The sequence below is a fragment of the Microbacterium sp. I2 genome (assembly GCF_051364985.1).
Classification (GTDB): domain Bacteria; phylum Actinomycetota; class Actinomycetes; order Actinomycetales; family Microbacteriaceae; genus Microbacterium.
The window spans coordinates 17,805-39,569 of the sequence record NZ_JBLWIH010000018.1 but is presented as its reverse complement, the minus strand read 5'-3'; the positions used below and the strand labels follow the sequence as shown (position 1 = coordinate 39,569).

Here is a 21,765-nt window from a genome sequence, read left to right as displayed (position 1 = left end):
CGGACCGCCTCGGGCAGGGCCGAGCGGGAGTGGCGGAACTCCGCGGCTGCGCCCGGGCGGCGCGGCAACGGTCCGGAGTTGTGGCGCGGGAGGCCCGCCTGCATCACCATGTCGCCCCCGGATGGGCGCGGGCGAGCAGCTGCATCTCGCCGAGAAGGCGGCCGAACTGCTCGGAGTGCCGCCCCTCGCGGCCGCCCCCGCGGGCGAAAGGCACGTCCGGCACGGCGAGACCCGCATCCTCGAGCACCGCCGTCACTCCGGCGAGAACCTCGTCGTGCAGAGACTCGGGACCGACCGCGATGCCGTCGAGACCCGCCGCGGTCGGATCCGGCTCGAACAACTCACCCACGAAAGGCCAGATGTCGCCGAGCGCGCGGGTCATGCGGGCGTGCGACTCGTCGGTGCCGCGGCCGAGCCGCAGGGTCCACAGGGTGGCGTGCTCGGCGTGGTACGCGACTTCCTTGACGGCCTTGGCGGCGATCGCGGCGAGCGTCGGATCGGCCGACGCCGCAAGCCGGCGGTACAGTGCACCGAAATACAGCGACGCGACGAGCTGCCGCAGGACCGTGAATCCGAAGTCCGGCCCGGCCTGCCCGTTGGGCAGCTCGAACAGCCAGCGGCTGCGGAACTCCGCTTCGTCGCGGAAGTACGCCAGATCGTCCTCGGTCTTCCCCCACGCCGAGCCGGCGTACGTGAGGAAGCCGCGCGCGTGCCCGAGCAGGTCGAGCCCGATGTTGCCCAGTGCGACGTCCTCCTCGAGCTCCGGCGCGTTCGAGATCCACTCCCCGAGCCGCTGCGCGAGCACGAGCGCGTCGTCGCCGAGCCCCAGCGCGTAGCGGGCGACGGCATCCGTTGCCGGTTTCTCGGCAGCGGGCGCCACAGCCGAGGGGTTCGGCTGCAGCAGAGACAGGCGGTCGATCATCGCGGCCTCACAGGTGCGGTACGTCGGCCGAGGCCGTGTACGCGGTCGGGTAGCGGTAGTCCTTGCCCTGCGGCGACTCGAAGAATGCACCGCGGGCGTCGGGATCGGATGCCGCGATCGCGGTCGACGGAACGACCCAGATCGAGACCCCTTCGCCCCGCCGCGTGTACAGGTCGCGCGCATTGTGCAGCGCGAGCTGCGCGTCGGGCGCGTGCAACGACCCGGCGTGAACGTGCGACAGCCCGCGGGAGGAACGCACGAACACCTCCCACAGCGGCCAGGTCTCTGTCGTGCCGGCTCCAGGTGCGCTCATGACGCCACCTTCTCTCGAGCCTGCTGCTTCTCGGCGTAGGCACGGGCGGCCTCGCGCACCCACGCGCCGTCCTCGTGCGCGCGCCGGCGCTTGGCGATGCGGATGCTGTTGGCCTGACCACGTCCGGCCAGCACTTCGCGGAACTCGTCCCAGTCGAGGTCGCCGTAGTCCCAGTGCCCGCGCTCCTCGTTCCAGCGCAGGTCGGGGTCGGGCAGGGTCACGCCGAGGATCTCGGCCTGGGGCACGATCATGTCGACGAACCGCTGGCGCAGGTCGTCGTTCGAGAAGCGCTTGATGTTCCACGCCATCGACTGCGCGGAGTTCGGTGAGGCGTCGTCGGGCGGCCCGAACATCATGAGCGCCGGCGCGTACCAGCGGTTGACGGACTCCTGGGCCATCTCGCGCTGAGCCTCGGTGCCGTTCATGAGGGTGAGCAGGATCTCGAACCCCTGCCGCTGGTGGAAGGACTCCTCCTTGCAGATGCGGACCATGGCGCGGGCGTACGGTCCGTAGGACGCGCGGCACAGCGGCACCTGGTTGCAGATCGCGGCGCCGTCGACCAGCCAGCCGATCGAGCCCATGTCTGCCCACGTCGGCGTGAGGTAGTTGAAGATCGACGAGTACTTGGCCTTGCCGGTGAGCAGCTGCTCGTACATCTCCTCGCGCGGCGTGCCGAGGGTCTGCGCGGCCGAGTAGAGGTAGAGCCCATGACCGGCCTCGTCCTGCACCTTCGCCATGAGGATCGCCTTGCGCTGCAGGCTCGGCGCCCGCGTGATCCAGTTGCCCTCCGGCTGCATGCCGATGATCTCGGAGTGCGCGTGCTGCGAGATCTGCCGCACCAGCGTGCGCCGATAGGCGTCGGGCATCCAGTCTGCGGGCTCGACCTTCTGGTCCGCCGCGATGAGCTCCTCGAACCGCGCGGGGCCGGCCTCGTCGAGTTCGAGGGCTGGTGTCACCGTGGTCATGCGCGCCTCCTTGCGCTACTTACCGTTCGTTCAGTAATGCTACTCTTGCGTTCCATGACGGGCAACACGGCCGCAGCCGACGCCGCGACGTTCCGAAAAGGGAACGGCCGCACCGACCGCGCGCCGTACGACCTCGACGCCGTGCTCGACATCGCCGTCGCGACATTCAACGAGCGGGGCTACGAGGCCACCTCGATCAGCGTGCTCGCCGAGCGCCTCGGTACCAGCAAGTCCGCGCTGTACTACCACGTGAGCGGCAAGGAGGAACTCCTCCAGCGAGCGCTCGACCGCGCCCTGGGCGAGCTCGAGGCGGTGCTCGAGGCATCCGGCGCCGACGATCATCGTGGCGATGCCGCCGACCGCCTGGAGTTCGTGCTGCGCGGGGCCGTGCGCGTGCTCGTGGCCGAGCTGCCCTACGTGACGCTGCTGCTGCGAGTGCGCGGCAACACCGACATCGAGCGCGATGCGCTGCGCCGGCGCCGCGAGTTCGACCATCGCGTGTCGCAGCTGGTCGAGGCCGCGCACGCGGAGGGCTCGCTGCGCGCCGACCTCGACCCCGGCACGACCTCGCGCCTGCTGTTCGGCATGATCAACTCGATCGTCGAGTGGTACCGCCCCGGCGGACCGATGGATGCCGCGGCCCTCGCCGACGCCACCGTCTCGGTCGCCCTCGACGGCCTCCGCGCCCGCTGACCCGCGTTTCGGGCGCCTCGGGCCGAATGTCCGCGCGCGAAAACACCAGCCCGTCACCCGACACGCCGAGCCGAAGCTGGGCCCACGCGCCCGGAGGCTCCGCGCGACGCGCCAGCGGCGCGTGGAGGGGGCGTGGGGACCGCCACCGGCGCGCCGCCGTCACCGACTGGTGTTTTCGCAACCAGCCCTAGGAACCAGAACGGATGCCACACCAACCAGCCCGTCAACGAACACGCCGAGCCGAAGCATCCGCCACCGGCGCGCCGCCGTCACCGACCGGTGTTTCGCAACCAACCCCAGGAACCACAACGGATGCCACACCAACCCCGCATGCGAAAACACCAGTCCATCACCCGACACGCCGGGCCGAAGCAGCCGCCACCGGCGCGCCGCCGTCACCGACCGGTGTTTTCGCAACCAACCCCAGGAGCCACGACGGATGTCACACCGACCCCGCGTGCGAAAACACCAGCCCATTACCCGACGTGCCGAGCCGAAGCATCCGCCACCGACGCGCCGCCGTCACCGACTGGTGTTTTCGCAACCAACCCCAGGAACCACAACGGATGCCACACCAACCCCGTGCGCGAAAACACCAGCCCGTCACCCGACACGCCGGGCCGAAGCATCCGCCACCGGCGCGCCGCCGTCACCGACTGGTGTTTTCGCAACCGAGCACGTCGGGCCGGGCTACTCCTTCGCGACGAGCGTCAGGACGTCGTAGGTCGCGACGACCTCGTCGCGCTGGTTCACCAGGACCGCGTCCCAGCGCACTTCGCCGTACTCCTCGCTCTCACGCGGGCTGATCTGCTTCGCGGTGAGGGTCACGCGCACCTCGTCGCCGGGTGAGACGGGCGTCACGAACCGCAGGTTCTCGAGACCGTAGTTGGCGAGCACCGGACCCGGATCGGGGTCGACGAACAACCCGGCCGCCCACGACAGCAGCAGGTAGCCGTGCGCCACGCGGCCGGGGAAGAACGGATTGGCCGCGGCGGCCTCCTCGTCCATGTGGGCGTAGAACGTGTCGCCCGTGAACTCCGCGAAGTGCTCGATGTCGTCCAGCGTCACCGTCCGCGGCGGCGACACCACCCGATCGCCGACGCGGAGCTGGGCGAGCGGCTTGCGGAAGGGATGGATGCCGTCATCCGTCGTCGCCCCTGCGCGCCATTGTCCGGTCAGCCGCGTGAGCACCTCGGGCGAGCCCTGCAAGGCCGTGCGCCGCATGTAGTGCAGCACCGACCGCATGCCGCCGAGCTCCTCACCGCCGCCGGCCCGCCCCGGGCCACCGTGCACGAGGTGCGGCACCGGCGAGCCGTGCCCGGTTGACGTGCGCGCGACCGAACCGTCGAGCACGAGCACACGCCCGTGCCAGGGTGAGATGCCCGCGACGAGCGTGCCGACCACGCCCGAATCGGCCGAGCACACGGTCGCCACCAGCGACCCGCCGCCGAGGTTCGCCAGCCGCACCGCGTCGTCGAGGTCGCGATAGCCGAGCACCGACGCGACGGGCCCGAACGCCTCGATGTCGTGGACCGCCGGGGCCGAGGCATCCCGGAACCGCAGCAGGATCGGCGCCACGAACGCCCCCTCGCCGGCACCGGCGCCGACGACTTCGCGGTCGTCGAGCGAACCCACCACGATCTCGCCGCCGCCGGCGACGAGGTCCATCACTCGCGCCCGCACCTCGTCGCGCTGCGCGAGGCTCGCGAGAGGCCCCATCGTCACGCCCTCGGCACGCGGGTCGCCCAGCACGACCTTCGCGGCCAGTCGGTCGCGTACCGCCTCGATGACGTCGTCGACGGATGCCTCGGGCACCAGCACACGCCGGATCGCCGTGCACTTCTGCCCCGCCTTGGCCGTCATCTCGGTCACGACGGAGGCCACGAAGGCGTCGAACTCGGCCGTGCCGCGCACCGCGTCGGATCCGAGGATCGCCGCATTGACGGAGTCGGCCTCGGTCGTGAGCGACACACCCCGGACCACGACGGCGTCGTCGCGCCGCAGCATCCGTCCCGTCGACGCAGACCCGGTGAAGCCGACTGCGTCGCGCGCGTCGAGGTGGTCGAGGAACCCGTGGGCGGATCCGATCACCAGCTGCAGCGACCCGCCGGGAAGCAGGCCGGAGTCGACCATGACGCGCACGGCAGCCTCGGTGAGGTAGGCCGTCGGCGTCGCCGGCTTGACGATCGTGGGCACTCCGGCGAGGAACGCCGGGGCGAACTTCTCGAGCATGCCCCACATCGGGAAGTTGAAGGCGTTCACCTGGAACGCGACACCGGGCAGGCGCGACCACAGGTGCTGACCGCCGAAGCTTCCGTCGCGTGCGAGCCCCTCGGGGGCGCCGTCGACGAGCGTCGTGGCGTTGGGAAGCTCGCGCCGGCCCTTCGATGCGTAGGTGAAGAGCACACCGATGCCGCCGTCGACGTCGATCATGCTGTCGCGCGCCGTTGCCCCGGTCTGTGCGCTGATCTCGTAGAGGTCGTCATTCGCCGCGGTGAGGGCCTGGGCGAGCGCCTTGAGGATGAGCGCACGGCGGTGGAACGGCAAGGCTCCGAGGGATGCCTGGCCCGCCGTGCGCGCGTGCTCGACGGCGGCGGCGAGGTCGGGGGCGCCGCCCACGCGGGCGACGGGAGCCCCGGTCGAGGCGTCCTGGAGGAGAGTCGTGCGGGTCGCGTCGGGCATCCGCCACGCGCCGGCGATGTACGACTCGAGCAGCGGAGCCTCGGTGCCGTGCTCCCCGGTCTCGGAGATCGCGGACTCGGGTGCGGGCTTGTCGGCACCGATGGGGGTTTCGAGGGTCATGAGTTCTTCCTCTCCAGCCGCTGGTCGAGCCATGCGGTCATGCGCTCGTGTTTGGCGGGCGAGCCGAAACACTCCGCCTGCGCGGCGTCGGCGGCGGCCCGCGGGTCGTCGGTCGGGTCGTCGATCAGTCGCTTCGTGTGGCGGATCGCGAGCGGATCCCGCGCCGCGACGCGGTCGGCGAGTTCGTCGGCCGCGGCGTCGAGCGCGGCGGGCGGATGCACCGCGGCGACGAGCCCCGCGGCGAGCGCCTCCTCGGCGCCGAGGATGCGGCCGGCGAGCAGCATCTCCTTCGCAAGCGGCTCGCCCACGAGCCGGGGCAGCCGCCACGTCGCACCGGCCGCGGGCACGATCCCCAGCGACGGCTCCGGGCTGCCGAAGCGCGCCCGGTCGCTCGCGATACGGAGGTCCGCGGCGTATGCGAGCTCGGCGCCGCCGCCGAGAGCCCATCCGTCGACCACGGCGATCACCGGCATGGGCAGCCGGGCGATGCGGTCGAACAGCCGCGAGTTGATGCCCTCCAGGGCGTCGGCGGGGGTGCGGTCGCGCAGTTCGGCGATATCGGCGCCGCCCGCGAAGACGCCGTCGCCGCCGGCGATCAGCAGGATGCGGGGGGCGCGCTCGAGCTCGTCGCACACCGCGTGCAGCTCGTCGACCATGGCCCGGTCGATCGCGTTGCGCGCGTCGGGGCGGTGCAGCCGCACCCAGACCCGGTCGCGCCGGTTCTCTCGCAGGATCGTCGGCATCGGCATCCGTTCGTCATCGTCGACCACGAGCATCATGGATTACTGAACGCTCGTTCTGTACGATGATCGCACAGCGCCGCGGACGGCTCAACGCCGAGCGGAGAGGATCGGGCATGGACGATGTCTACGCGACCGCGCACGGGCGCCGCATGATCGAGGCGGATGCCGCTTCCGCCGCACTCGGCATGCGCGTGGTGCGCGCCGAGCCAGGCCGCGCCGTCGTGCGCATGACGGTGCGCGCCGACATGCTCAACGGCTTCGCGGTGGCCCATGGCGGGCTCGTCTTCGCCCTGGCCGACACCGCGCTCGCTCTTGCGTGCAACGAGACGGATGCCGTCACCCTGGTCGCCGGAGCCGACATCGCGTTCCTCTCCCCCGCACGGGAGGGTGACGATCTCGAGGCCGTCGCCGAGCGCCGGACTGTCGAGGGCCGGTCGGGCCTCTACGACGCCCGGGTCTCTGCCGGCGGCCGCGTCATCGCCGAGGTGCGAGGCCGCACCCGCACGACAGGGATGCCTCGGCCCTGACCCGAGTCGCTGCTCGGGGTGCGGCATCCGTCACCCGCGACCCTGGCCCCGCGGCCAGTCCGCCGGACCGACCGACCCGCCCACTCACCACCCGACTGCGAAAACACCAGTCCGTGACCAGACACGCCGGGGCGAGGCATCCGCCACCGGCGTGTCGCCGTCACCGGCTGGTGTTTTCGCAACCCGCAGAGCGGGTCAGGAGGTCGGGGGCTGGCCGGACGTCAGGCCTTCGAGAGCCCGTAGATCGGGCTGACCGACTGCTCGGCCTCGTGGTCGGGGCCGAGCGGGATGCCGCTGCGGTCGCGCAGCAGCAGGGTGGCGATGAGCCCCAGCATCGTCATGCCCGCGAGATACCAGGTCACCGCGGTGGTCGAGCCGGTCTGCTGCACGAGCCACGTCGCGATGGTCGGGGCGAACGCGCCGCCCAGGATCGCACCGATCGCGTAGGAGATCGACACGCCGGAGAACCGGATCGAGGCAGGGAAGAGCTCGGAGTACAGCGCCGCCTGGGGTCCGTACGTGAAGCCGAGGCCGATCGTGAGGATCGCGAGCCCGAGGAAGAGCAGCCAGATGTTGCCGGTGTTCACGAGCGGGAAGAGCAGGAACACACCGACGAGCTGCAGGATCCAGCCGGCGATGTAGGTCGTGCGCCGCCCGATCCGGTCGGAGATGAAGCCGGCGGCGAGCGTCGACAGCAGCCACGTCACGGCCGAGCCGGTGACGGCCCACAGCACCGGGCCGCGCTCGAGGCCGAGCGGCCCCTCGGGGTTGGTCGAGTAGCCCTGGATGTAGCCGCCCGTCGTCATGTACCCCACGGCGTTGTTGCCCGCGAAGACCAGCGCGGCGATGAGCACGAGCAGCGCGTGCTTGCGGAAGAGCTGGACGATCGGCATCCGCGCCTTCTCTTTGCGCTCGGCGAGCTCGGCGAACACCGGGCTCTCTTCGACGCGTCGGCGGACGTAGTAGCCGACCAGGATCAGCACCACGCTGAGCAGGAACGGCACGCGCCAGCCCCACTGCAGGAACTGGTCGCCGGGCGCGATCACGGTCATGAGCGCCATGACGCCCGATGCCAGCAGCAGGCCGAGCGGCACGCCGATCTGCGGCGACGCGCCGAAGGCCCCGCGGCGCGATTTGGGCGCGTGCTCGACCGCCATGAGCACCGCGCCTCCCCATTCGCCTCCGGCCGAGATGCCCTGCAGGATGCGCAGCAGCACGAGCAGGATCGGCGCGGCGATGCCGATCGCCTCGTACGTGGGCAGCACGCCGATGAGCGCCGTCGCCGTACCCATCAGGATCAGCGTCCACATCAGCACGAGCTTGCGCCCGTACTTGTCGCCGAAGTGGCCGGCCAGGAAGGCGCCGAGCGGGCGGAACAGGAAGCTCACACCGACGGTGGCAAACGCGATCAACGCGCTGTCGGCGCCCAGCGGGGCGAAGAACAGCTGCCCGAACACCAGGCCGACGGCCGTGGCGTAGATGAAGAAGTCGTACCACTCGACGGTGGTGCCGACGATCGTCGCGAAGACGACGCGTCGGCGGTCGACGGATGCGGCGATGGTGCCGGTGGGCGTGAAGCCCTCGGAGGATTGCGGGGTGCTCATGTGCGTGACTCCTGTGTCTGTGCGTGACGTCGTCGTCTCCGGTGGGCGGATCGGGATCGCTTGCCGGAACGTGCACGATCATATACGATTTCGGATACGACGCAACCGGTCGCCGGAGTGAGGGAGCTCAATGGACGAGAAAACGGATGCCGCGCCCCCGTCGAGCACGGGAGTCCCGGGCGATCCCCGGTTCGCCGCCCTCCCCGGTCGGCCCGGCAAGATCATCGCGATCCACCTCAGCTACGCGTCGCGCGCGGATCAGCGCGGACGCCGGCCGCAGCATCCGTCGTACTTCTTCAAGCCGTCGAGCTCCGTCGCCGCCTCCGGCAGCACGATCGAGCGGCCGGCCGGCACCGAACTGCTCGCGTTCGAGGGCGAGATCGCGCTCGTGATCGGTGCGCCGGCACGGCGGGTTCCGCTCGCCGCCGCCTGGTCGCACGTGGCGGCCGTCACCGCCGCAAACGACTTCGGGCTGTACGACCTGCGCGCCAACGACAAGGGGTCGAACGTGCGCTCCAAGGGCCGCGACGGGTACACGCCGATCGGACCGACGCTGATCAACGCCCGCGCAGTCGCTCCGGCGGCGCTGCGACTGCGCACGTGGCAGAACGGCGAGCTCGTGCAGGACGACACGTCGGCCGGCATGATCTTTCCTCTCGCCCAGCTCGTCGCCGACCTTTCGCAGCACTTCACCCTCGAGCCGGGCGACGTGATCCTCACCGGCACGCCTGCCGGCTCGTCGGTCGCCGTGCCCGGCGATGTGATCGAGGTCGAGGTCTCGGTCGACGGCGGACCGACCTCGGGACGGCTCGTCACCACGGTCGTGCAAGGCCAGGACGGGTTCGACCCCGAACTCGGGTCCGTTCCCGCCGCCGACGATCTGCAGCGCACCGAGGCGTGGGGCTCCCGCGAGGCCGCGGGCCTGCCACCAGAGGACGCGGGTCCGCCGCCCCAGCCGGCGCCCGCGACGGCCGACGCGGCGGTCACGAGATCCGGTGATTTCACCGAGGTAGGACGAATCTCGGCGGAATCTCCTACGCACGTGAAATCACCTGATTCGGTGACCGGACGGGGATTGACGGGGCCGGAACCGACGGGCCTCTCGCCCGAGCTGCGCGCCAAGCTCGAGGCCGCGCCCGTGGCTGGGCTGTCGGCACAGCTGCGCAAGCGCGGGCTGAACAACGTGCACATCGACGGCGTCTCGCCGCTGCATCCCACTCCCCTGAACGGCGCTACCCTGAACGGCGCTCCCCCGAACGGCGCTCCCTTGAGCAGCACTCCCTTGAGCGGCGCTCCCCTGGACAGCGCTGCGAAGCTGGTCGGCACCGCGCGCACGCTGCGCTTCGTGCCGAACCGTGAGGACCTCTTCGCCTCGCACGGCGGTGGCTACAACGCGCAGAAGCGCGCCTTCGATGCCGTGGGCGAGGGCGAGGTGCTCGTGATCGAGGCCCGTGGCGAGACCGGTTCGGGCACGCTCGGCGACGTGCTCGCGATCCGGGCGCACGCGCGCGGTGCGGCCGGCATCGTGACCGACGGAGGCGTGCGGGATGCCGCAGCCGTCGCCGCGGTCGGCATTCCGGTGTACTCCGCCGGCGCCCATCCCGCCGTGCTGGGTCGCAAGCACGTGCCGTGGGATGCCGACGTCGCCGTTGCCTGCGGCGGAGCGACGGTGCTTCCGGGCGATGTCGTCGTGGGCGACGCCGACGGGGTCATCGTGATTCCGCGCGCGATGGCCGAGGAGGTCCTCGACGCCGCACTCGCGCAGGAGGACGAAGACGCCTGGATCGCCGCGCGCGTCGCTGAGGGTCATCCCGTCGACGGTCTCTTCCCGATGAACGCCGAGTGGCGCGCACGTTTCGACGCCGACCGCGCGGACGAGGAGACGAGATGACCACCGAGACGCCGCTCACGTCGCAGAGCAAGTCGCAGCGCGCCTACCACTGGATCAAGGAGCGCATCGCGCGGCAGGAGTACACCCCCGGCTACCGGCTGGTGCTCGGCGCGATCGCCGGCGACCTCGACATGAGCGTCGTACCGGTGCGCGAGGCGATCCGTCAGCTCGAGGCCGAAGGCCTCGTCACGTTCGAGCGCAACGTCGGCGCGCGCGTGTCGATGGTCGACGACTCGCAGTACCGCCACAGCATGCAGGCGCTGTCGATCCTCGAGGGCGCTGCCACCGCGCTCGCGGCACGCCGGCTGACCGCCGACGACATACGCAACGCGCGCCGCATCAACGAGCTGATGATCGAGACGCTCGAGCACTTCGATCCGCGCGCGTTCACGTCGCTGAACCAGGAGTTCCACGCGGCGCTGTTCACCAGGTGCGCCAACCCGCGCATGCTCGAACTCGTGAACGCCGAGTGGGCGCGGCTCGGGCATCTGCGCGACTCGACGTTCAGCTTCGTGCCGGGCCGTGCCGCCGAATCCGTGCGCGAGCACGAAAACATCGTGCAGCTCATCGAGTCGGGTGCGCCCCTGGGCGAGATCGAGAAGGCCGCCCGGCGCCACCGTTCGGCGACCCTCGACGCCTACATGATCCACGAGCACCCCGACGAGGCACTGGGCCTGCCCGCGTTCTGACCGTCCGCGGATGCCGGGCACCCGGCATCCGTCCAAGATCCTCTCCCCATGAAGGAGCAACCCATGACCGACACCACCACACAGCTGGACGCACGGCACGTGCCCGACGGGCTCCCTGAGCGGATCCAGCACTATATCGACGGCGAGTTCGCAGGCTCGGCCGACGGCGACACGTTCGACGTGCTCGACCCGGTCACGAACGAGACCTATGTGCGTGCCGCCGCAGGCAAGAAGGCCGACATCGATCGGGCCGTCGCCGCCGCGCGACGCGCCTTCACCGAGGGACCGTGGCCCCGGATGCTGCCGCGCGAGCGATCGCGCGTGCTGCACCGCATCGCCGACATCGTCGAATCACGCGACGCGCGGCTCGCCGAGCTCGAGTCGTACGACTCCGGCCTGCCGATCACGCAGGCGCTCGGGCAGGCGCGGCGCGCGGCCGAGAACTTCCGCTTCTTCGCCGATCTGATCGTGGCGCAGGCCGACGACGCCTACAAGGTGCCGGGCCGGCAGATGAACTACGTCAACCGCAAGCCGATCGGCGTCGCGGGCCTGATCACGCCGTGGAACACGCCGTTCATGCTCGAGTCGTGGAAGCTCGGCCCCGCCCTCGCGACCGGCAACACCGTGGTGCTCAAGCCGGCCGAGTTCACGCCGCTGTCGGCGTCGCTGTGGGCGGGGATCTTCGAGGAGGCCGGGCTGCCGCAGGGGGTCTTCAACCTCGTCAACGGACTCGGTGAGGATGCCGGCGACGCGCTGGTGAAGCATCCGGATGTCCCGCTCATCTCGTTCACGGGCGAGAGCCGCACCGGGCAGATCATCTTCGGCAATGCCGCACCCTTCCTGAAGGGCCTCTCGATGGAACTGGGCGGAAAGAGCCCGGCCGTCGTGTTCGCCGACGCCGACCTCGAGGCCGCGATCGACGCCACCATCTTCGGCGTCTTCTCGCTCAACGGCGAGCGCTGCACGGCCGGCTCGCGCATCCTCGTCGAGCGCTCGGTCTACGACGAGTTCGTCGAGCGCTACGCCGCCCAGGCCGACCGGGTGACCGTCGGATACCCGCACGACCCGAAGACCGAGGTCGGCGCGCTCGTGCACCCGGAGCACTACGACAAGGTGATGTCGTACATCGAGATCGGCAAGACCGAGGCGCGGCTGGTCGCCGGCGGCGGCCGCCCCGACGGGTTCGAGACCGGCAACTTCGTGCGGCCGACGGTCTTCGCCGACGTCGCGCCGGAGGCCCGGATCTTCCAGGAGGAGATCTTCGGACCCGTCGTCGCGATCACCCCGTTCGACACCGACGAGGAGGCCCTCGCTCTTGCGAACGGCGTCAAGTACGGCCTCGCCGCCTACGTGTGGACCAACGACCTCAAGCGCGCCCACAACTTCTCGCAGGCCATCGAGGCCGGCATGGTGTGGCTCAACTCGAACAACGTGCGCGACTTGCGCACGCCATTCGGCGGGGTCAAGGCCTCGGGTCTCGGCCACGAGGGCGGCTACCGCTCGATCGATTTCTACACCGACCAGCAGGCCGTGCACATCACCCTCGGCCCGGCGCACAACCCCACGTTCGGCAAGGCCCCGGCTTGACGCCGCGCCGAGCCGTCGCAATCGGCCGCTCAGCGCCCCGCTGATGCGACCGGACGCGACGGCTCGGCAACACACGAAAGACAAGACACGCAAGGACGCGAAATGACCCACCGCGACGACATGATCCTCACCTCCTCGGGCTTCTACGTGAGCCAGGAGGCGCCGATCCACACCGACAACCCCATCCCCACGCCGACGAGCCCTGCGCCCGACATCCTGCGGTGCGCGTACATGGAGCTCGTCGTGACCGATCTGGCTGCGTCGCGCGTGTTCTACGTCGACGTGCTCGGACTGCACGTCACCGAGGAGAACGACGAGAGCATCTACCTGCGCTCGACCGAGGAGTTCATCCACCACAACCTCGTCGTGCGCCGGGGCCCGGTCGCGGCGGTCGCCGCCTTCTCGTACCGCGTGCGCACGCCCGAAGACCTCGACAAGGCCGTCGCGTTCTACGAAGAGCTCGGCTGCGAGGTGCGTCGCAACTCGGAGGGCTTCACGAAGGGCATCGGCGAGTCGGTGCGCGTGGTCGACCCGCTCGGGTTCCCGTACGAGTTCTTCCATGATGTGCAGCACGTCGAGCGGCTGTCGTGGCGCTACGACCTGCACACCCCCGGCGAGCTGGTGCGCCTCGACCACTTCAACCAGGTCACGCCGGACGTGCCCCGCGCGGTCAACTTCATGCAGAGCCTCGGCTTCCGCGTCACGGAGGACATCCAGGACGAGGCCGGCACGGTCTATGCGGCCTGGATGCGCCGGAAGCCCACCGTGCACGACACCGCGATGACCGGCGGCGACGGGCCGCGCATGCATCACGTCGCCTTCTCGACGCACGAGAAGCACAACATCCTCGCGATCTGCGACAAGCTCGGGGCACTGCGCCGCTCCGACGCGATCGAGCGCGGCCCCGGCCGCCACGGCGTGAGCAACGCGTTCTACCTGTACCTGCGCGACCCCGACGGGCACCGCGTCGAGATCTACACGCAGGACTACTACACCGGCGACCCCGACAACCCGGTCGTGACGTGGGACGTGCACGACAACCAGCGCCGCGACTGGTGGGGCAACCCGGTGGTTCCGTCGTGGTACACCGAGGCTTCCCTCGTCCTCGACCTCGACGGCAACCCGCAGCCGGTCGTCGCGCGCACCGACGAGTCCGAGATGGCCGTCACGATCGGCGCCGACGGCTTCTCGTACACGCGCCCCGACGAGAAGGCCGAGGAGCTGCCCAGCTGGAAGCAGGGCGAGTACAAGCTCGGCCACCAGCTCTGACGCGTCGCCCGTGCCTGACTCCTGAGAAGCGGGCGCGGATGGCCCTCCTGGCCGATCCGGCGGGGTGCGACCGCGTGATTTCAGGAGTTGCGTACGGCGAAGCTGAGAGACGGACGAGCGCGATCATTGAGGAGGACGGATGCTGACACCCGAGGTCATCCAGCAGCTCGCGGAGGAGCTGGCCGAGGCCGACCGCACGCACGGCGTGATCCCCCGCATCACCGCACGGCACCCGGACGCGACGGTCGAGGACTCGTACGCGATCCAGGGCGTGTGGCGCGACCGCATGATCGCGGACGGCCGCCGCCTCGTCGGGCGCAAGATCGGGCTGACGTCCAAGGCGATGCAGCAGGCCACCGGCATCACCGAGCCGGACTACGGCGTGATGTTCGACGACACCGTGTACCGCTCCGGCGCCGAGATCCCGGTCGACCGCTTCTCGAACGTGCGCATCGAGGTCGAGCTCGCGTTCGTGCTGAAGGCGCCGCTCGAAGGCCCCGACTGCACCCTCGACGACGCCCTCGCCGCGATCGACTACGCCGTGCCCGCTCTGGAGGTGCTCAACTCGCACATCGAGCTCGAAGGGCGCACGATCGTCGACACGATCGCCGACAACGCCGCGTACGGCGCGATGATCCTCGGCACGGTGCACAAGCGTCCTGACGAGATCGACCTGCGCTGGGTCCCCGGCGTGCTGGCCCGCAACGGCGAGATCGAAGAGACCGGCGTCGCGGCGGGTGTGCTCGGCCACCCCGCGACCGGCGTCGCGTGGCTCGCCGACAAGTTCCACCAGCACGGTGCGCGCCTCGAGGCGGGCGAGATCATCCTCGCCGGATCGTTCACCCGCCCCATGTGGGTGGCGCGGGGCGATAGCGTGCTGTGCGACTACGGACCCATGGGAGTGATCGAATGCCGCTTCGTCTGACGCCGACCTTCCGTGCCGCACTGGCCGAGGCATCCGGACCCCTCACGGGCATGTGGGTGTGCTCCGGTTCGCCGCTCGTGGCCGAGATCTGTGCCGGTTCCGGCCTGGACTGGCTGCTCATCGACATGGAGCACTCCCCCAACGGTCTCGAGTCGGTGCTGTCCCAGCTGCAGGCTGTCGCCGCGTACCCCGTGACGCCCGTCGTGCGCGTGCCCATCGGCGATGTCGTGACGATCAAGCAGGTGCTCGACCTCGGAGCCCAGAACCTGCTCGTGCCGATGGTGTCATCGAGGACGGATGCCGAGGCCGCCGTCGCGGCGGTGCGCTATCCGCCGCGTGGCACGCGTGGGGTGGGCTCGGCTCTGGCGCGCTCGGCGCGGTGGAACCGCGTCGACGACTACCTGACCGACGCCGACGAGCACGTTTCGCTGTTCGTGCAGATCGAGACCGCCGCCGGCGTCGACGCGGCCGCCGAGATCGCCGCCGTCGACGGCGTCGACGGCGTCTTCGTGGGCCCGAGCGACCTCGCCGCCTCGATGGGTCTGCTCGGGCAGCAGACGCACCCTGACGTCATCGCGGCGGCCCTGCGCGTCTTCGAGGCGGTGCGCGCGACGGGAAAGCCGGTCGGCGTCAACGCGTTCGACCCGGCCGCGGCGGACGCGTACCTCGAGGCGGGGGCGTCGTTCATCCTCGTCGGCGCCGACACCGCGCTGCTCGCCCGCGGCTCCGAGGCGCTCGCCGCCCGCTTCGTCCCGGCCGACACCGGCCCCGAGCGCGCCTCGTACTGACCCCCGCCCCGGGTCGGAGGCATCCGCTCGCGCCGGCGCGGTGTTCGCAATTCAGGAGGGATGGCGGCCGCTTGGGTCGTCGGCCGCGGAATTCCGCGGTCCGCCCGCGGCGAGCCGAGGGTTCTTGCTGAGTTGTGCGCAGTCGCAGGCCGCGCACGAGTCGTGGCACAGTGAATCCATGAAGAAGTGGGTCGTGCGGTTCGTTTCACTGCTCGTGTTCAACGTCGTCGTGCTGCTGCTGATCGGGTGGCTCACCCCGGCTCGCGTCGGCTGGGCGGCATTGTGGGCCGGCATCGTGCTGACCGCGATCGTCATCTGGATCAAGCCGCTCGTCGAGAAGTGGTTCCGCTCGATGGCGGCCCGCTCGGCCGGGCGCCGCACCCGCGCCGGCGAGAAGCTGGTCGAAGCGCTCCTCGCCTTCGCCGTGGCGTTCCTGGTGTGGATCGGCACCGTGCTGCTGACCGGCGTCTCGATCGGCGGCGGGATCTTCGGCGCCTTCTGGGGCTACGTGCTGCCGCCCGTCTTCCTCCTCATCGGCTGGGCGATCTACGGGGCCGTCGACGACAGGGTCGAGTCGCAGGCAGGGGCCTTGTACGACAGGGCGACGGGCACCAAGACCGTGGCCACCGACGCAACCGCCCCCGCGGCACCGCGGCCCGAGTCATCCGCCGCCCGAAGCAAACGGGACGACGGCCTCACCGAGGAGCAGCGCCGCATGCTCGACGAACTCGGCAAGTCCTGATTCTCGCCGGCTGTCGATTGCCGGGGCGCTGGATCGTCATCGCAGTGTCACTGTTCCGACGAAAGGACACATCATGCGGTACACCCTTCTGCTGCACTACCCCGAAATGACCCCGGACGACCTCGGCCCCGAGGCGCTCGCCGAAGGCATGCGCGAGTTCGACGCCTACGCCGCAGCGCTCGACGCGGCGGGCGTGCTCGTATCGGCCGAGGTGCTGCAGCCCTCCTCGGCCACCACCACCGTGACCGCCCAGGGCGGCACCCTGCGCGTGCAGGACGGGCCCTTCGCCGACACCAAGGAGCAGATCGGCGGCACCTTCGTGATCGACGTCGATGACCTCGACGCCGCCATCGGCTGGGCCGGCAAGGCGCCCTCGGTGAGCTGGGGCACCGTCGAGATCCGTCCGACCATGACCCGGTTCCACGACGGCGCGTGGACGGCGTTCGCGGGCTGATGCCCATCGTCCCCACGCCCCCTCCAGTCGCCGTCCCCACGGCCCCTCCACTCGCCGCTGACGCGTCGAGCGGAGCCTCCGGCCGCGTGGGCCCAGGCGCGTCGAGCGGAGCCTCCGGGCGCGTGGGCCCAGCCGACGACGCACGGGAGGCGGCCGCGTTCGCCGCCCGTGCGTCGTACGGCCGCATCCTGGCCATGGTCGCCGCCGCCACCGGAGACGTCACCACCGCCGAAGACGCCCTCGCCGACGCTTTCGAGCGGGCGCTGACGATATGGCCCGATGCCGGCATCCCCGCCAATCCCGAAGGGTGGCTGTTCACCGTGGCCCGCAACCGCCTGCGCGACATGTTCCGCTCCGCGGCGCACCGCACCGGCACGCCCCTCGACGAGTCACTGGAGGCGACACTCGCCGACCCCGACCGTCTCGACGCGTCGGACGTCCTCGAGAGACGCGACGCGATTCCCGACAAGCGCCTCGAGCTGCTCTTCGCCTGCGCGCACCCCGCGATCGATCCGGCCATCCGCACGCCGCTCATGCTGCAGACCGTGCTCGGCTTCGAAGCGGCCGACGTCGCCCGGGCGTTCGGGGTGGAGCCGGCGACGATGGCGCAGCGGCTGGTGCGGGCCAAGCGCCGCATCCGCGACACCGGCATCCCGTTCCGGGTGCCGACGCGGGCCGACATGCCCGCGCGGCTCGAGGCCGTGCTCGAGGCGATCTACGGTGCGTACGCGATCGACTGGCTCGACGATGCCCGTCATGAGCAGGCCGGCGATCCGCGCCTGACGATCGCCGACGAGGCCCGCTGGCTCGCGGTGCTGACCGCCAGCCTGCTCGAGGACGAACCCGAGGCGTGGGGTCTGGCAGCCCTCCTCACCTACGCGCAGTCCCGCGTCCCGGCACGCGCGACGAGCCCATGGCCGCCGCTGGACGAGCAGGATCCCGCGCTGTGGGACCGCGCCCTCATCGCCGAGGCCGCCGCACTCCTGCGCCGGGCCTCCGCGCTGGGTCGGCCGCTCGGCCGGTTCCAGCTCGAGGCGGCGATCCAGGCCGTGCACTGCGACCGCGCGCGCACCGGCGAGCTCGACGTCGACGCACTCGTGAAGCTGTACCGAGGTCTCGTAGCGATCGCCCCGACCGACGGCGCTCGCGCCGCCCTCGCCGCAGCCGAAGCCCGAGTGGTCTGAGCCTGCGACGGCGGGGGCGGCATCCGCCCATCCCGCCCCGTAACAATCCGACCTGCGCGGCCGGTCCTGCCCCGCAGTAGCCAAGATGGAGTGCATCGGGCCGCGACAGCACGCGCCCCGCACACACCCGACCTTGGAGGCATCATGTCGCGTCGCACTCGCCTGCTCCGTCTCACCGTCGCCGGCGCCGCCGCGCTCGCGCTGGCCGGCTGTGCGTCGACCGCCGCCCCCGCCGGCACGGACTCCGGCTCGGACGAAGGCTGGGTCACGCCCGGGAAGATCACCATCGCCACCGGCGAGCCCGCCTACTACCCCTGGGTCATCGATGACGACCCCGCGTCGGGTGAGGGCTTCGAAGCCGCGGTGGCTTACGCCGTCGCCGAGCAGCTCGGCTTCGCGGCGGAGGACGTGGTCTGGGTGCGCACCGGATTCGAAGAGGCCATCGCCCCCGGCCCGAAGGACTTCGACGTCAACCTGCAGCAGTTCTCGATCACCGATGAGCGCAAGGAGTCGGTCGATTTCAGCTCGCCGTACTACGAGACGACGCAGGTCGTGGTGACGACGGCATCGTCTCCGGCCGCCGACGCCACGTCGATCGCCGATCTTCAGGACCTGCTCATCGGCGCGCAGACCGGCACGACGAGCTACACCACGATCGAGTCCGTCATCCAGCCCACGCAGAGCGCGCAGGCGTTCAACACGAACGACGACGCCAAGCTCGCCCTCGAGAACGGCCAGGTCGACGCGATCGTCGTCGATCTGCCGACGGCGTTCTACATCTCGGGCGTCGAGCTCACCGACGGCGTGCTCGTGGGCCAGCTGCCCAACCCGGATGGCGAGACCGGAGACGAGTTCGGATTCGTGCTCGCCAAGGACTCCCCGCTGACAGACGAGGTGACCGCCGCGGTGGACGCGCTGCGCGAGGACGGCACGCTCGACGAGCTCGCGGCCGAGTGGCTCGGCGGCGAGGGCCAGGCGCCGCTGCTGCAGTGAGCACGCGCGCCGCTACCCTGGCCGGATGACTCCCGCTCCCGGCAGCGCCGCGGCCGACCGCGCACGCGGGGCTGCGACCGACCCCGCCACGCCGGCCCGCGAGGTCGGCAGCGCGCCCCGCGAGGTGAGTTCCGTCGAGCTCGAGCGCCGTGCGTTCCGCAAACGACAGGGCGCGGCATCCGTCGCGATCAGCGTCGTGTCGACACTCGTGCTGGCCGTGCTCGCGTGGCTGCTCGTCATCAACACGCCCGGCTGGGCGCGCGTGCAGCAGCAGTTCTTCGATCCCGAGATCGCGCTGGCCTCGATGCCTCGTGTGTGGGACGGGTTCCTGCTGAACCTGCGCGTGCTCGCGATGTCGGCGGTGCTCGTCCTGGTGTTCGGGCTGCTGCTGGCGACGCTGCGGACGCTGCGTGGCGCCGTCTGGCTGCCGTTGCGGGCGGTGGCAGCCGCGTACACCGACGTCTTCCGCGGCATTCCGCTGATCATCGTCCTCTACCTCGTGGGATTCGGCATCCCCGGGCTTCAGATGATCCCGGTGCGCATGCCCACGGAGTTCTGGGGCACGATCGCCATCACGCTCACGTATTCGGCGTACGTGTCGGAGGTGTTCCGCGCCGGCATCGAGGCGGTGCATCCGTCCCAGCGCCACGCCGCGCGGTCCCTCGGACTCTCGCATGGCCAGTCGATGCGGCTGGTCGTCGTGCCGCAGGCGTTCCGCAAGGTGACGCCCGCCCTCATGAACGACTTCGTCGCGATGCAGAAGGACGTCGGCCTCATCTCGCTCCTGGGCGCGGTGGATGCCGTGCGCGCGGCACAGATCGAGACCGCGGCGTACTTCAACTTCACGCCCTACGTCGTGGCGGCGCTGCTGTTCGTGCTGCTCGCGATCCCCACCATCCGGCTCACCGACTGGTACACCGCGCGGGTGCGCGCCCGCGAGCAGGTCGGGGGCATCGTATGAGTGCCCCCGTGCTGCGCCTCGAGGACGTCTGGAAGTCCTTCGGCGATCACGACGTGCTCCGCGGCATCCATCTGTCGGTCGCGCCCGGTGAGGTGGTCGCCCTGATCGGCGCGAGCGGCTCGGGCAAATCCACGCTCCTGCGCACCGTCAATCTGCTCGAGCCGATCGACGACGGCCGCATCTGGCTCGGCGACACGGACATCAGCGACCCTCGCGTGGGTGCCGATGCCGTGCGGTCGCGGATCGGCGTGGTGTTCCAGCAGTACAACCTCTTCCCGCACCTGTCCGTGCAGCGCAACATCACCCTCGCACTTCGTCACGTGCACCGCCTGGGCAGGAGGGAGGCGGATGCGGCGGCCACCGCGCTTCTGGAGCGCGTGGGTCTCGCCGACAAGGCCGACGCGCATCCCGACCGGTTGTCGGGCGGTCAGCAGCAGCGGGTGGCGATCGCACGTGCGGTGGCCACCTCGCCGGAGCTGCTGCTGCTGGACGAAGTCACCTCTGCGCTGGACCCCGAACTCGTGGGCGAAGTGCTGGACCTGGTGCGCGATCTGGCCGATGACGGCATGACGATCGTGATGGCCACGCACGAGATGGCGTTCGCGCGTGACGTCGCCGATCGCGTCGTGTTCCTCGACGCCGGCCGCATCCTCGAGGAGGGTCCACCCGCCGAGGTCTTCGGTGCGCCGCGTGAGGAACGCACGCGGGCATTCCTCGCGCGATTCACCACCTGAGGGTCGCGGCAGCTCTCAGGCGAGGGTGCGCTCGGCGGCCTCGACGACGTTGGTCATGAGCAGGGCCACCGTCATCGGGCCGACGCCGCCCGGGTTGGGCGAGAGCCAGCCGGCGACATCGGCGACATCGGGGTGCACGTCGCCGTGGACCTTCGACTTGCCCGTCTCGGGGTCGCTCTCGCGCGTGACGCCGACGTCGAGCACCGCGGCACCCGGCTTCACGTCCTCGGCGCGGACGATGTGCTTGACGCCCGCGGCCCCGACGATCACGTCCGCCTGTCGCAGGTGATGCCCGAGATCGGTCGTGCCGGTGTGGGTGAGCGTGACCGTGGCGTTGTACTCGCGGCGCGTCAGCAGCAGGCCGATCGAGCGACCGATGGTGACGCCGCGACCGACGATCACGACATGCTTGCCGGCCAGGTCGTACCCGTTGCGCACGAGCAGCTCGATCACGCCGCGCGGGGTGCAGGGCAGCGGCGAGGTGATCGGGGTGTTCACGTTGAGCACGAGGCGGCCGAGGTTCGTCGGGTGAAGGCCGTCGGCGTCCTTCGACGGATCGATGCGCTCGAGGATGGCGTCGGTGTCGAGGTGCTTCGGCAGCGGCAGCTGCACGATGTAGCCATGGCAGGCCGGGTCGGCGTTGAGCTCGTCGATGAGGGCTTCGACCTGCTCCTGCGTGGCGTCGGCGGGCAGTTCGCGCTGGATCGAGTTCATGCCGATCGACTCGGACTGCTTGTGCTTCATTCCGACGTAGAGCTGGGATGCCGGGTCGGCCCCGACGAGCACCGTGGCGATGCCCGGCACCACGCCGCGTTCGCGCAGTGCGGCGACCCGTTCGGCGAGCTCCTTCTTGATCGCGTCGGCGGCGGCCCGCCCATCGAGGACGCGTGCTGTCATGTCGTGCTCCTTCGCGGTCGCGCGGAGAACCCGCGGCTCATATAACTATGGCCATAGGTACTTGCCCGAGGCAAGCACGCTT

21 protein-coding genes are annotated in these 21,765 nt (G+C 70.6%); 14 read left to right on the top strand and 7 right to left on the bottom strand.

Translation table 11 applies throughout. The annotated features are described in order from the left end of the window. Nucleotides 1-103: 103 nt before the first annotated feature. Genes paaC through paaA form a run of 3 tightly spaced genes read right to left on the bottom strand, consistent with a single transcriptional unit; the run spans nucleotide 104 to nucleotide 2,200 of the window. Nucleotides 104-922, bottom strand: a complete 819-nt coding sequence (gene paaC / locus ACLKM7_RS13370) for a 1,2-phenylacetyl-CoA epoxidase subunit PaaC (protein WP_436447651.1) — start codon at nucleotides 920-922, stop codon at nucleotides 104-106. A 7-nt stretch (nucleotides 923-929) separates the two neighbouring features. After that, nucleotides 930-1,235 (bottom strand): 1,2-phenylacetyl-CoA epoxidase subunit PaaB, encoded by a 306-nt coding sequence (gene paaB, locus ACLKM7_RS13365; protein WP_436447650.1) that lies wholly within the window; start codon nucleotides 1,233-1,235, stop codon nucleotides 930-932. Next, a complete protein-coding gene (gene paaA / locus ACLKM7_RS13360) occupies nucleotides 1,232-2,200 on the bottom strand; it encodes a 1,2-phenylacetyl-CoA epoxidase subunit PaaA (RefSeq protein ID WP_436447649.1) in 969 nt (322 codons plus the stop codon). Before paaA ends, paaB begins: the two co-directional genes overlap by 4 nt. 54 nt (nucleotides 2,201-2,254) lie before the next feature. On the opposite strand from paaA, the gene ACLKM7_RS13355 reads away from it, so the two are divergent. Then, nucleotides 2,255-2,893 carry a TetR/AcrR family transcriptional regulator gene (locus ACLKM7_RS13355; protein WP_436447648.1) on the top strand — a complete coding sequence of 213 codons (639 nt, stop codon included), beginning with the start codon at nucleotides 2,255-2,257 and terminating at the stop codon, nucleotides 2,891-2,893. Nucleotides 2,894-3,583: 690 nt separating this feature from the next. On the opposite strand, the gene paaZ is transcribed toward ACLKM7_RS13355, so the two are convergent. Next, nucleotides 3,584-5,695: a phenylacetic acid degradation bifunctional protein PaaZ gene (gene paaZ, locus ACLKM7_RS13350; protein ID WP_436447647.1), complete on the bottom strand. Its 2,112-nt coding sequence runs from the start codon at nucleotides 5,693-5,695 to the stop codon at nucleotides 3,584-3,586. Then, complete coding sequence (locus ACLKM7_RS13345) at nucleotides 5,692-6,444, bottom strand: enoyl-CoA hydratase/isomerase family protein (RefSeq protein WP_436447717.1); 753 nt, start codon at nucleotides 6,442-6,444, stop codon at nucleotides 5,692-5,694. Before ACLKM7_RS13345 ends, paaZ begins: the two co-directional genes overlap by 4 nt. Before the next feature lie 107 nt (nucleotides 6,445-6,551). Between ACLKM7_RS13345 and paaI the strand changes: the two genes are divergently transcribed. After that, nucleotides 6,552-6,965, top strand: coding sequence for a hydroxyphenylacetyl-CoA thioesterase PaaI (gene paaI, locus ACLKM7_RS13340; protein ID WP_436447646.1), 414 nt, complete (start codon nucleotides 6,552-6,554; stop codon nucleotides 6,963-6,965). Between the two features lie 221 nt (nucleotides 6,966-7,186). Here paaI and ACLKM7_RS13335 read toward each other — a convergent pair whose 3' ends face one another. Next, entirely contained in the window at nucleotides 7,187-8,569 is a 1,383-nt protein-coding gene (locus ACLKM7_RS13335; RefSeq protein ID WP_436447645.1) for an MFS transporter, read from the bottom strand. A gap of 130 nt (nucleotides 8,570-8,699) precedes the next feature. Here ACLKM7_RS13335 and ACLKM7_RS13330 point away from each other — a divergent pair, with 130 nt between their 5' ends. From ACLKM7_RS13330 to ACLKM7_RS13275, 12 genes are all read left to right on the top strand, one after another. Beyond that, a complete protein-coding gene (locus tag ACLKM7_RS13330) occupies nucleotides 8,700-10,460 on the top strand; it encodes a fumarylacetoacetate hydrolase family protein (RefSeq protein ID WP_436447644.1) in 1,761 nt (586 codons plus the stop codon). Further along, nucleotides 10,457-11,149 carry a GntR family transcriptional regulator gene (locus ACLKM7_RS13325; RefSeq protein WP_436447643.1) on the top strand — a complete coding sequence of 231 codons (693 nt, stop codon included), beginning with the start codon at nucleotides 10,457-10,459 and terminating at the stop codon, nucleotides 11,147-11,149. The genes ACLKM7_RS13330 and ACLKM7_RS13325 overlap by 4 nt, the downstream gene beginning before the upstream one ends. Nucleotides 11,150-11,212: 63 nt before the next feature. Then, the gene (gene hpaE / locus ACLKM7_RS13320) at nucleotides 11,213-12,736 is read left to right on the top strand and encodes a 5-carboxymethyl-2-hydroxymuconate semialdehyde dehydrogenase (protein WP_436447642.1); all 1,524 of its coding nucleotides are present in this window, start codon (nucleotides 11,213-11,215) and stop codon (nucleotides 12,734-12,736) included. A gap of 102 nt (nucleotides 12,737-12,838) precedes the next feature. Then, a complete protein-coding gene (gene hpaD / locus ACLKM7_RS13315; protein WP_436447641.1) occupies nucleotides 12,839-14,005 on the top strand; it encodes a 3,4-dihydroxyphenylacetate 2,3-dioxygenase in 1,167 nt (388 codons plus the stop codon). A 139-nt stretch (nucleotides 14,006-14,144) separates the two neighbouring features. Then, nucleotides 14,145-14,930, top strand: coding sequence for a 2-oxo-hepta-3-ene-1,7-dioate hydratase (locus tag ACLKM7_RS13310; protein ID WP_436447640.1), 786 nt, complete (start codon nucleotides 14,145-14,147; stop codon nucleotides 14,928-14,930). Further along, nucleotides 14,915-15,718 carry an HpcH/HpaI aldolase family protein gene (locus ACLKM7_RS13305; protein ID WP_436447639.1) on the top strand — a complete coding sequence of 268 codons (804 nt, stop codon included), beginning with the start codon at nucleotides 14,915-14,917 and terminating at the stop codon, nucleotides 15,716-15,718. The genes ACLKM7_RS13310 and ACLKM7_RS13305 overlap by 16 nt, the downstream gene beginning before the upstream one ends. Nucleotides 15,719-15,896: 178 nt before the next feature. Then, complete coding sequence (locus ACLKM7_RS13300) at nucleotides 15,897-16,460, top strand: hypothetical protein (protein ID WP_436447638.1); 564 nt, start codon at nucleotides 15,897-15,899, stop codon at nucleotides 16,458-16,460. Between the two features lie 73 nt (nucleotides 16,461-16,533). After that, nucleotides 16,534-16,914: a YciI family protein gene (locus tag ACLKM7_RS13295; protein ID WP_168912514.1), complete on the top strand. Its 381-nt coding sequence runs from the start codon at nucleotides 16,534-16,536 to the stop codon at nucleotides 16,912-16,914. 122 nt (nucleotides 16,915-17,036) lie between these two features. Further along, nucleotides 17,037-18,098 (top strand): RNA polymerase sigma factor, encoded by a 1,062-nt coding sequence (locus ACLKM7_RS13290; RefSeq protein ID WP_436447637.1) that lies wholly within the window; start codon nucleotides 17,037-17,039, stop codon nucleotides 18,096-18,098. Between the two features lie 144 nt (nucleotides 18,099-18,242). After that, a complete protein-coding gene (locus ACLKM7_RS13285; RefSeq protein ID WP_436447636.1) occupies nucleotides 18,243-19,091 on the top strand; it encodes an ABC transporter substrate-binding protein in 849 nt (282 codons plus the stop codon). Nucleotides 19,092-19,116: 25 nt separating this feature from the next. Next, on the top strand, nucleotides 19,117-20,052 hold the full coding sequence (locus ACLKM7_RS13280; RefSeq protein ID WP_436447635.1) for an amino acid ABC transporter permease: 936 nt from the start codon (nucleotides 19,117-19,119) through the stop codon (nucleotides 20,050-20,052). Then, a complete protein-coding gene (locus tag ACLKM7_RS13275) occupies nucleotides 20,049-20,786 on the top strand; it encodes an amino acid ABC transporter ATP-binding protein (RefSeq protein WP_436447634.1) in 738 nt (245 codons plus the stop codon). Before ACLKM7_RS13280 ends, ACLKM7_RS13275 begins: the two co-directional genes overlap by 4 nt. A gap of 15 nt (nucleotides 20,787-20,801) precedes the next feature. On the opposite strand, the gene ACLKM7_RS13270 is transcribed toward ACLKM7_RS13275, so the two are convergent. Further along, nucleotides 20,802-21,683, bottom strand: coding sequence for a bifunctional methylenetetrahydrofolate dehydrogenase/methenyltetrahydrofolate cyclohydrolase (locus ACLKM7_RS13270; RefSeq protein ID WP_436447633.1), 882 nt, complete (start codon nucleotides 21,681-21,683; stop codon nucleotides 20,802-20,804). Nucleotides 21,684-21,765 lie beyond the last annotated feature (82 nt).